1 protein-coding gene is annotated in these 1,646 nt (G+C 61.4%); it reads right to left on the reverse strand.

Going from position 1 to position 1,646, the window contains the following annotated elements:
- Nucleotides 1-236: 236 nt before the first annotated feature.
- A complete protein-coding gene (locus B1C78_RS17250; protein WP_245795486.1) occupies nucleotides 237-1,415 on the reverse strand; it encodes an ATP-binding protein in 1,179 nt (392 codons plus the stop codon).
- Nucleotides 1,416-1,646 lie beyond the last annotated feature (231 nt).

Genomic DNA, 1,646 nt, shown 5'->3' on the forward strand with positions numbered 1-1,646 from the left:
CTTGCGGGGGAGGGCTGGGGTGGGGGCCCGGATAGAGTGGCAAGTGGCAAGTCTCAAGTTGCAAGGAAACCCACCCTCGCCCTGACCTCAAATTCCGGGCGTCCCGCCCTTCCACCCTTCGGGCCGGCTGTTCAAAATCGCTCCCGGCGGATTTGTCCTGAGGGAGAGGGGAAAAACCCCCTCCCCCGTGGAGGATGTATTGTTCGCAGCCCGACCCAATGGCGCTTCGGTGTCATTCATGTGGCGGTGGCCAACAGGTCCGAAACCAGCAACGACAGACCGATGGCCTCAACGCCATCGCCGATCGAATAACGGTCGCTCCCCGGGTATACCATGAACCGCTTGTCAGGCTGCAGATCCTCGCATGCCCGATAGAAGCCGCGCCTCGGTCTGGCTTCCACACCCCGTTTGATCTCGACGGCCCACAAACCCGCTCCGGGAACCTCCATCACAAGATCGATCTCGGCCCCGCCGCCGGTTCGATAGAAACCGGCCGCCGTGTTGAACGGAGCTGCATTGAGCAGGTTCTCAACGACGAAGCCTTCCCAACTGCCACCGACGACGGGATGCCCCAACAAGTCATCCAGAGTACCGATACTCAGCAGGGCGTGCACCAGACCACTGTCACGTATAAAGGTCCTGGGTGCCTTGACCAGGCGCTTGCCGACATTGGCGTGCCAGGGCAACAGCCGTCGCACCAGAAAGAGATCTGACAGAAGATCCAGATACCGATTGACCGTCTTGGTATCGAGCATCAGGTTTCTGGCCAACTGCGACACATTCAGGAGGCCGGCCTGATTGTGGGCCAGCATGGTCCAGAACCGCAGCAGGGTTTCGGCAGGGACGCGTGTGCCGTAGGACGGGATGTCGCGCTCGAGATAGGTGCTGATGAGATTACGCCGCCAGATCTGGCTTTGCCGGTCCCCGCTCGCCAGAAAGCTGTCCGGAAACCCGCCCCGCACCCAGAGCTGATCATGCAGCCCCTGCTCGATTTCAGAGACCTGAAAGGGGGGCAGTTCCAGGTAGGCGATGCGCCCTGCCAGACTCTCGCCGGACTGGCGCAACAAGTCTCCGGATGCCGATCCGAGCAGCAGGAAACGCCCGTTCGCCACCCCTCGGCGCCTCGCCCTGTCGATCAGGCCGCGCAAGGGCTGAAACAGCTCCGGCACGCGCTGGACTTCGTCCAGGATGACCAACTCGTCCTCGAACCGCGCGAGATAGGACTCAGGATCGATCAGCTTGGCGCGATCGGCCGGGCTCTCAAGATCAAGGTAGACGGAATCAGGCTTGTCCGCCCGAATCATCTCCGCCAGGGTCGTTTTCCCGGCCTGACGCGGCCCGAGCAAGGCAACCGCCGGGAATTGCTGCAAATGTTCCAGAACCGATCCATGGAGACGGCGCTCAATCATTTGCATATTATGGATTATATTCCGTGATTTACAAGGTTTAATGCCCTGGGTGGATCGTGGAGCGGGCCGATTCTCAGGGGCCATGGGGCGCTCAAACCACCCTCACCCTAACCCTCTCCCTGAGGGAGAGGGAAAAAACTCCCTCCACCCTTCGGGCCAGCCTGTCGGCTGTTCAAATCCGCTCCCGGCGGATTTGTCCGACAAACCCCCTCCCCCGCTTGCGGGGGAGGGTTGGGG

Origin of the sequence: Thioalkalivibrio denitrificans (assembly GCF_002000365.1) — a bacterium.
In the GTDB taxonomy this organism is placed as follows: Bacteria; Pseudomonadota; Gammaproteobacteria; order Ectothiorhodospirales; family Ectothiorhodospiraceae; genus Thioalkalivibrio_A; species Thioalkalivibrio_A denitrificans.

Coding starts and splice junctions, on each gene's coding strand:
- B1C78_RS17250 (WP_245795486.1), bottom strand. CDS start 1,415: ATGCAAATGATTGAGCGCCGTCTCCATGGATCGGTTCTGGAACATTTG.